At 73.2% G+C, this 8,827-nt stretch carries 5 protein-coding genes; 1 reads left to right on the top strand and 4 read right to left on the bottom strand.

Going from position 1 to position 8,827, the window contains the following annotated elements; all coding sequences use genetic code 11:
• The 4 genes from AB0O67_RS34810 to AB0O67_RS34795 all read right to left on the bottom strand — a co-directional run.
• The coding region (locus AB0O67_RS34810; RefSeq protein WP_365459257.1) for an acyl-CoA dehydrogenase family protein at positions 1-1,696 on the bottom strand (1,696 nt) is incomplete at its 3' end.
• A gap of 478 nt (positions 1,697-2,174) precedes the next feature.
• On the bottom strand, positions 2,175-3,620 hold the full coding sequence (locus tag AB0O67_RS34805; protein ID WP_365459254.1) for an aldehyde dehydrogenase family protein: 1,446 nt from the start codon (positions 3,618-3,620) through the stop codon (positions 2,175-2,177).
• Positions 3,621-3,789: 169 nt separating this feature from the next.
• Complete coding sequence (locus AB0O67_RS34800) at positions 3,790-5,358, bottom strand: PucR family transcriptional regulator (protein ID WP_365459250.1); 1,569 nt, start codon at positions 5,356-5,358, stop codon at positions 3,790-3,792.
• A 127-nt stretch (positions 5,359-5,485) separates the two neighbouring features.
• A complete protein-coding gene (locus tag AB0O67_RS34795; protein WP_365459247.1) occupies positions 5,486-7,600 on the bottom strand; it encodes an ATP-binding protein in 2,115 nt (704 codons plus the stop codon).
• A gap of 283 nt (positions 7,601-7,883) precedes the next feature.
• On the opposite strand from AB0O67_RS34795, the gene AB0O67_RS34790 reads away from it, so the two are divergent.
• On the top strand, positions 7,884-8,827 hold a 944-nt coding region (locus AB0O67_RS34790), incomplete at its 3' end, for an aminotransferase class III-fold pyridoxal phosphate-dependent enzyme (RefSeq protein WP_365459244.1).

Below are 8,827 nucleotides of genomic sequence, written 5' to 3'. Positions count from 1 at the left end.
CCCGGCCGTGTTCGCCCCGGCTGCGCAGGAGTTCGGCACGCACGCAGGCCGCGCTCATCGCGAACAGCTCGGCGCCGATGTCCACGACGCGGCCCAGGAAGCCCTGCTTGGTCTCCATCCGGCCCTGCCAGCGGGACATGGCGTAGAAGGTGGACCTGGCCAGCTTGCGGGAGGTGCGCTCGACGTAGCGCAGATGCGGCGAGAGGTCGATGCCGTGCTTGAACTCCCCGTACGACGCCGGGAGCTGGCCCGCTCCGGCCACCAGCTTCGGCAGCCACTTGGCGTAGAAGACACCGGCCTGCGCGCCCGCCTTCGCCTTGTCCTGCAGGGACTTGTCCGGGTCGATCAGGTCACCGGCGACCGAGAGGTGGGCGTCGACCGCCTCGCGGGCGATCAGCAGGTGCATGATCTCGGTGGAGCCCTCGAAGATGCGGTTGATCCGCAGGTCCCGCAGGATCTGCTCGGCGGGCACCGCGCGCTCCCCGCGCGCCCGCAGCGACTCGGCGGTCTCGAAGCCCCGGCCGCCGCGGATCTGGACCAGTTCATCGGCCATCAGACAGGCCATCTCGGAGCCGTAGAGCTTCGCGAGGGCGGCCTCGATGCGGATGTCGTTGCGGTCCTCGTCGGCCATCTGGGACGACAGGTCCACCACGGCCTCCAGGGCGAAGGTGGTGGCCGCGATGAACGCGATCTTCGAGCCGACCGCCTCGTGCAGCGCGACCGGCTTGCCCCACTGCTCGCGGGCGGCCGACCACTCCCGGGCGATCTTCAGACACCACTTGCCGGCGCCGACGCACATCGCGGGCAGCGACAGCCGGCCCGTGTTCAGGGTGGTGAGGGCGATCTTCAGGCCCGCGCCCTCGGGGCCGATCCGGTTGGCGGCCGGGACGCGGACCTGGTGGAAGCGCGTGACGCCGTTCTCCAGGCCGCGCAGGCCCATGAAGGCGTTGCGGTTCTCGACGGTGACGCCCTCCGAGGCGGCCTCCACGACGAACGCCGTGATGCCGCCCTTGTGCCCCTCGGACTTCGGCACGCGGGCCATCACGACCAGCAGATCGGCGACGACGCCGTTGGTCGTCCAGAGCTTCACGCCGTCGAGGACGTAGTCGTCGCCGTCCGGGACCGCCGTGGTGGCCAGACGGGCCGGGTCGGAGCCGACGTCCGGTTCGGTCAGCAGGAAGGCGGAGATGTCGGTGCGGGCGCAGCGCGGCAGGAAGATGTCCTTCTGCTCCTGGGTGCCGAAGATCTTCAGCGGCTGCGGTACGCCGATGGACTGATGCGCGCTCAGCAGCGCGCCGACGGCCGGGCTGGCGGAGCCGACCAGGGCGAGGGCCTTGTTGTAGTACACCTGCGTCAGGCCCAGGCCGCCGTACTTCGTGTCGATCTTCATGCCGAGGGCGCCGAGCTCCTTGAGCCCGTCGATCACGTCGTCGGGGATGCGCGCGTCCCGCTCGATGGTGGCGGAGTCGATCTTCGTCTCGCAGAAGTCGCGGAGCTTGGTGAGGAATTCCTCGCCGCGCTGGGCGTCCTCGTCGGGGGGCAGCGGGTGGGGGTGGATGAGGTCGAGGCGGAAGCGTCCGAGGAACAGTTCCTTGGCGAAGCTGGGCTTGCGCCAATCCTGTTCCCGGGCCGCCTCGGCCACTTGGCGGGCCTCACGTTCGGTGACGGTGGGTCGGGTGGTGGGAGCTGCGGACATGAGGCTCACCTCGCCGTGAAGAGGGATCAAGGTCCGTATCGGTTACCGACGGGTGCTACCCGTTCGTATGTACCCGATCCCGGGCGGGGCCACCACCCCGCGCGCAGCCGATCGGCCCGATGTCGACGGAGTACGGCGGGCTGTCAAGGCGCCCCCGCCCTGGTGGATCCCGCTTCCGGGACGTCCGCGTTCGCCGCCGGCGCGCTTGCGCCGGTCGAGTGTCCGGGTGACGGCCCCAGGACCGGACCGTGCCGGTCACGGACGGTGAGCACGGTCTCCCCGGCGGGCCGGGATGAGGGACCGTGCGGTGAGGGCGATGCCTGCTGCTTCCAAGGGCAGACGACAGGCGGCGGGCGCGGGCGCACGAGCGTTTCACCGTGCGGCAGGAGGGCGTCAGTCCCGCTGAGCCGTCGAACGCCCGGTACGACAACGGCCGGAGCCCCCGCACAGTGGGCTCCGGCCGTCGGGTCGGGAGGGGTCAGAGCGCCAGACCGGTGAGGACCAGGACGCGCTCGTAGGTGTAGTCGTCCATAGCGAAGCGCACGCCCTCGCGGCCCACGCCCGACTGCTTGGCGCCGCCGTACGGCATCTGGTCCGCGCGGTAGGAGGGCGCGTCGCCGATGACGACGCCGCCGACCTCAAGGGCGCGGTGGGCGCGGAAGGCGGACTGGAGGTCGCGGGTGAAGACGCCCGCCTGGAGGCCGTACTTGGAGTCGTTGACGGCGGCGAAGGCCTCGGCCTCGCCGTTCACCTTCTGCACCGTCAGGACGGGGCCGAAGATCTCCTCGCAGGCGATGGTGGCGTCGGCCGGCACCTCGGTGAGGACGGTCGGCGCGTAGGAGGCGCCCTCGCGCTTGCCGCCGGTGAGCAGCTTGGCGCCGGCCCCGACCGCCTCGTCGACCCAGGACTCCACGCGCCGGGCGGCGTCCTCGCTGACCAGTGGGCCGACGTCCGTCCTGGCGTCGGCGGGGTCGCCGGTGACCTGGGCCTCGACGGCGGCGACGATGCGCGGCAGGAGTCGGTCGTACACGGCCGCGTCGGCGATCACGCGCTGCACCGAGATGCAGGACTGGCCGCCCTGGTAGTTGGAGAAGGTGGCGATGCGGTTCGCCGCCCAGTCCAGGTCCTCCTCGGAGGCGTAGTCGGCGAGGACGACGGCCGCGCCGTTGCCGCCCAGCTCCAGGGTGCAGTGCTTGCGCGGGACCGAGTCCATGATCGCGTAGCCGACCTTCTCGGAACCGGTGAAGGAGATCACCGGGAGGCGCTCGTCCTGGACGAGGGCGGGCATGGCCTCGTTGGGCACCGGGAGGATGCTCCAGGAGCCGGCCGGCAGCTCGGTCTCGGCGAGCAGCTCACCGATGATCAGGCCGGAGAGAGGGGTGGCCGGCGCCGGCTTGAGGATGATCGGGGCGCCGGCGGCGATGGCCGGGGCGACCTTGTGGGCGCACAGGTTGAGCGGGAAGTTGAACGGGGCGATGCCGAGGACGACGCCCTTCGGGAAGCGCCGGGTCAGGGCGAGGCGGCCCTGGCCGCCGGCGTCGGTGTCGAGGCGCTGGGCGTCTCCGCCGTTGAACCGGCGGGCCTCCTCGGCGGCGAACCGGAACACGGACACCGCACGGCCGACCTCGCCGCGCGCCCACTTGATCGGCTTGCCGTTCTCGGCGGAGATCAGCTGCGCCATCTCCTCGGTGCGCTCGACCAGCCGCCTGCTGACGTGGTCGAGGGCGGCGGCACGGACGTGCGCCGGGGTGGCGGCGAACTCGTCCCGCACGGCGTACGCGGCGGCCACGGCCTCCTCGACCTGGGCGTCGGTGGGCACGCTGACCTTGCCGACGAGCCGGCCGTCCCACGGGGAGGTGACGTCGAAGCTGTCCTGGCCGGTGGCCTGGCGGCCGGCGAGCCAGAAGGCGTGGGTGGCGGTCATATGAGTCCCGGCCCTTCCGCGTTGAGGTGTGCTTGGAGTTCGGCGTTCCAGGTCAACGGTAGGTGTGGGGGGCCAGGGCCGCGGTTGTCCGATCCGTAGCAGTGGAGGGCAGGGGTACGCCGGTTTGGACTGCCGTCACGGCCTCCCCTGCACGGGCGGCGCGGAACCGCTACTCCGCCGACGTCGCCTTCAGCGCCAGCCACAGCTCCATCCGCACGTCCGGATCGTCCAGCGACCGGCCGAGGATCTCCTCCACGCGCCGCATCCGGTACCGCAGGGTGTGCCGGTGGACGCCGAGATCGGCGGCGGCCGCGTCCCACTGGCCGTGCCGGGACAGCCAGGCACGCAGGGAGGCGACCAGGTCCCCGCGCCCGGTGGCGTCGTGCTCGTGCAGCGCGCGCAGCAGGCCGTCCGCGAAGGCCCGCACCGCGTCGTCGGCGAGGAGCGGCAGGACCGACCCCGCCGCGAGCTGCTCGTGCTCGACCAGCACCCGGCCCCGGCGCCGGGCCACCGACAGCGCCTGCTCGGCCTGCTTGTAGGCGCCGGCCGCCGCGATCGGACCGGCCGGCGCCGAGAGGCCGACGACCAGGTCGTCCTCCTCCCCCGCCGAGGGCTCCTGGGCGGCCCGCGCGGTCTCCCGTGCCGCTGCGTAGTCCACGCAGGCCCCGACCGCCGCGCCCCCGTCCGCGGCCAGCACGACCAGCCTCTCCCCGTCGCTCTCGGGCACGGCCAGCACCGACTCCCCGGACCGGGCCGCGGCCGCCTCGACCGCGTCGGCGATGCCGGCGTGCCCCGAGGCGCACTCGGCGAGGACGATCCGGTAGGGCGCGTCGAGGAGGCCGCCGTAGAGGTCACCGGCGACGGCGCGCGCGTGGTCGGGCTGGCCGGCGAGCAGCATCCGCAGCACGGCCGCCCCGATCCGCTGCTCGGCGGCCTGGAGGGAGCGTGAGCGTTCGGTGGTCAGGGTGAGCAAGGCGATCGCCGAGTAGAGGGCGTAGCGCTCGGCGGTGCCGAGGGCGGCGGCGGTGCCGACGGCGAGGGCCGCGCGCGGGCGGCGGCCGGTGCCGATGGAGTGCAGCTCGACGCGGTCCTCGTGCTCGGGCCCGCCGACGACCGAGCTGGCCGGCGCGGCACGCTCCCGCAGCCGCTCCACGTCCGCCGTGAGCCGGGCTGCCCGGCGGCCGGCCCACTCCGGCGCGGCGGCGACGACGGCGCCCGAGGCGTCGTAGAGCGCCGCCCATCCGTCGATCTGCGCGGCGAGCACGGCGAGCAGTCCCTCGGGGCCCTCGCTCTGCGCCTGCCGGGTCAGCTCCCGCTGCGCCGCGAACCCCGCCGTCACGGCCCGGTACTGGTCGGCCGCGATGGCCGCCGACACGGCCTTGGTGATGGCGAGGAAGGGGGTGCGGCGGGGCACCTCCAGCAGCGGCAGGCCCTCTGCCTCCGCCGCGTCGACGAGCGCCTTGGGGGTCTCGTCGTAGTTCACCCCGACCGCGAAGCCCAGCCCCACGACCCCTGCCCCGGCCAGTCGCCTCACATAGCGGCGCATGGCCTCCGGGTTCTCGGCGTCCAGCTTGAGCGCGGTGATCAGCAGCAGCTCGCCGCCCTCCATGTAGGGCACGGGGTCGGCGAGCTCGCTGACGTGCGCCCAGCGCACGGGCACGTCCAGGCGGCCCTCGCCCGCCCGCACGGTGAGCTTGAGCGCGGAGTGGTGGACGAGGGAGGCGAGCGTGGGGGGCATGAGGCCTTCAGGTCGGGGGTGCCGCGGGTCTACGGAGATCGGCTGATCGTTGTGATCTTTTGGCCGCCGCGTATGAACGACCTGTGTCGATTCTGCCTTACCGTACGGGACCGGCACCCCGGATTCCTCAGTCGCGCAGATCCACCAGCAGCGGCGGCGCGTGCTCCCCCTTGACGTTCGTCAGCGACAGCACGGCGTGCCCCGGCGGCACCCCGTGCGCCAGCTCGGACGCCGACCAGCGCTCCCGCTCGACCTGCCGGACGGTGACCGCCCGCGCGGTGGGCGCCTTGCCGGTGATCACCCGGCGCAGCATGTGCACGGCCTTGCCCGCCGGGGTCTCGGCGATGATCTGCCGGTCGGTGACGTCCCGTGCCTCGGTCCACTCCTTGCCCCACACCTCGGCGAAGTCCTGCCCGTCCCACGGGGTGAGACCGGACAGCGCGACCCGGCATCCGGTGGTGCCCAGCAGCGGGCCCCGCAGCGGGCGCGGTACGTCGTCCAGGGTGCGCAGCGTCAGCACGGTCCCGGCGTGCGCCGACCGCAGCCGCTGGATGCCCCGCACGGCCTCCGGCGTCACGACGCCCGTCGCGTCGTCCAGGATCAGACAGGCGAACAGCGACCGGTCCTCCCGTACCACCACGCTCGCCGTGAACTGGGCGAGGACCAGCCGCGCCAGGATCCGGGAGGCGTCCGCGTGCCCGCGTTCGGGCAGGTCGATGCGGACCCGCACGGGGTGGTCGAGGGCCTTGAGCGAGAACGGCCGGGACTGGCCGGAGGTGTCGAAGAAGCCGGCGAAGGCGGGACGGTCCAGCAGCGCCACCCGGTCGGCGAGCACCCCGGCCACGTCTCCCGGGTGGCCCACCTGCCGCTCGCGGGCGTCGAGTTCGCGCAGCAGGGAGTCCTGCCCGGAGTTCTCCAGCGCCGTACGCAGCTCGCTCATCGGGCCGGGTGTGCCGTCGAGGAGCTGGCGCAGTTCGGGTACGGAGGGGAAGCGGCCGTGGACCGCGCGGAACGGGCCGAGGAGCTGGGCCAGCACCGTGGTGGAGCGGCGGCTGTCGCTGCCGGGGTGCGCTTCGGCGAGGTCCCCGACGAGCGCCTCGGCCAGTACGGCGGCGGCCTCGTCCGGGTCGGTGGTGCCGCCGTACAGGTCGAGGTCGTGGAAGGAGTCCGGGTCGCCGATGCGTACGACGACGTCGTAGGCGTCGGCCGGGCCGAGCCCGGCGCCCGCCGCGCCGACCACGACGACGGCGGCGCGTCCCGCGAGCGCGTGCAGGCACAGCGACTCGGCGAGCGGGCGGACGACGGTGCCGGTCTTGCCGGAGCCCGCCGGGCCGACGGCGAGGAGGGAGGTGCCGAGCAGGTCGGGGCCCAGAGCGAGTCCGGTGCCGCGGTAGGCGTAGGGGTTGCGGGGGTCGTCGGCGGTGGTGCCGAGCCTGACCTGACCGGTGAGCAGGTCGTGGCGGGCCAGCCGCGCGGGCAGATCGCGTGCGCCGGAGGGGTGCAGGCAGGCGGCGGCGCCGTCCTTGAGTACCGCTCCGGTGAAGGTGGCCAGGCTGTGCCGCCCGCTGCGGACGCCCTGCCAGGCGCGTGCGATGCGGGCGTGGTCGACGTCCCGCATCAGACCGGAACGCGCGTCGGCGGCGAGCCGGTCGGCGGCTTCGGGGGCACCGGCGGCACGCAGGGCGGGCCACGTGGCGGGGTCCTCTTCGGGGGCGGGCGGCCGCACGCTCTCCGGGGCGGTGCCGCGGCGCCAGGCGGTCGGGCCGTAACGGCGCCAGATCTCGCTCCACCGCCCGAGCCGGCCGACGCCGACCATGATGGTCAGCGCGATGGCGGCGTAGTAGGCGTACACGGCGACGACGGCGCCGAAGCTGTGCGGCTCGGCCCAGGAGTCGGGAATCATCGCGTACAGCGGGAGCAGCCACCAGCCACCGAGGTAGCCGTTCCACAGCAACGACCAGATCAGCCACCCCACCAAGAACGCGATCAGCGCCCCGCTGAGCAGCTGCCGCCCCGGAATGACCTCCGGCTCCTCCTCGGGCCGGGGCCGGTGCCCGAACCGCCACACACCAGGTGCCGCCTCCGGCCGGGACGTGCGCAGCCAGCCGAGGAAGGCGGAGCCGTCCGGCCGGGGTGGCGCCGAGGGCCTCGGTGGTGCGGCGGGGGGTTCCGGCGGCCCGGCCGGCCGCGGCACCGGGTTCGCCTGTGCGCGCCGCGCGTCCTGCGTCCCGTCGCTGTCCATCGCCCTTGCCCCCTGACCAGCCGCTCCGTCCACCATCAGCGAGCCAATCTAACGCCCTCGCAAGGGCAGTTCGGCGATTGCGCGCCGGGGCCGTGCCGACAGGTTCCCCCCTCGCTATGTCCACCAAGGACAACCCGCCGCGGCGACACCGCCCACATGGAGCATGCCCCCACCCCGTGACCGGCTCTAACCTGCGGAGAAACAAGGCAAGCGTCCGAAATCCCCACCCGGAACATCCGGCTCGGCCGGAATGGCCGGTTTGCAAGATCATCAGGGAGCCCTCATGACCGCAATCCCGCAGGAGCGCCGCGTCGTCACCGCCATCCCCGGCCCGAAGTCGCAGGAACTGCAGGCCCGTCGTACCGCCGTGGTCGCCCAGGGCGTGGGCTCCGTGCTGCCGGTGTTCACCGCGCGCGCGGGCGGCGGGATCATCGAGGACGTCGACGGCAACCGCCTGATCGACTTCGGTTCCGGCATCGCCGTCACGTCGGTCGGCGCGTCCGCCGAGGCCGTCGTACGCCGCGCGAGCGCCCAGCTCGCCGACTTCACGCACACCTGCTTCATGGTCACGCCGTACGAGGGCTACGTCGAGGTCGCCGAGGTTCTGGCCGAGCTGACGCCGGGCGACCACGCCAAGAAGACCGCGCTCTTCAACTCCGGCGCCGAGGCCGTCGAGAACGCCGTCAAGATCGCCCGCGCGCACACCAAGCGCCAGGCCGTCGTCGTCTTCGACCACGGCTATCACGGTCGCACCAACCTCACCATGGCGCTGACCTCCAAGAACATGCCGTACAAGCACGGCTTCGGCCCGTTCGCGCCCGAGGTCTACCGGGTGCCGGTGGCCTACGGCTACCGCTGGCCGACCGGCCCGGAGAACGCCGGTCCGGAGGCCGCCAAGCAGGCCATCGACCAGATCAGCAAGCAGGTCGGCGCGGACAACGTCGCCGCGATCATCATCGAGCCGGTGCTGGGTGAGGGCGGCTTCATCGAGCCGGCCAAGGGCTTCCTGCCGGAGATCGTCAAGTTCGCCAACGACAACGGCATCGTCTTCGTGGCCGACGAGATCCAGTCCGGCTTCTGCCGCACCGGCCAGTGGTTCGCCTGCGAGGACGAGGGCATCGTCCCCGACCTGATCACGACCGCCAAGGGCATCGCGGGCGGCCTGCCGCTCGCCGCCGTCACCGGCCGCGCCGAGATCATGGACGCCGCGCACTCCGGTGGTCTGGG

Source organism: Streptomyces sp. NPDC086077, assembly GCF_040686175.1.
GTDB lineage: Bacteria > Actinomycetota > Actinomycetes > Streptomycetales > Streptomycetaceae > Streptomyces.
The sequence above is the reverse complement of the archived record's forward strand: the minus strand, read 5'-3'. Positions and strand labels throughout refer to the sequence as shown.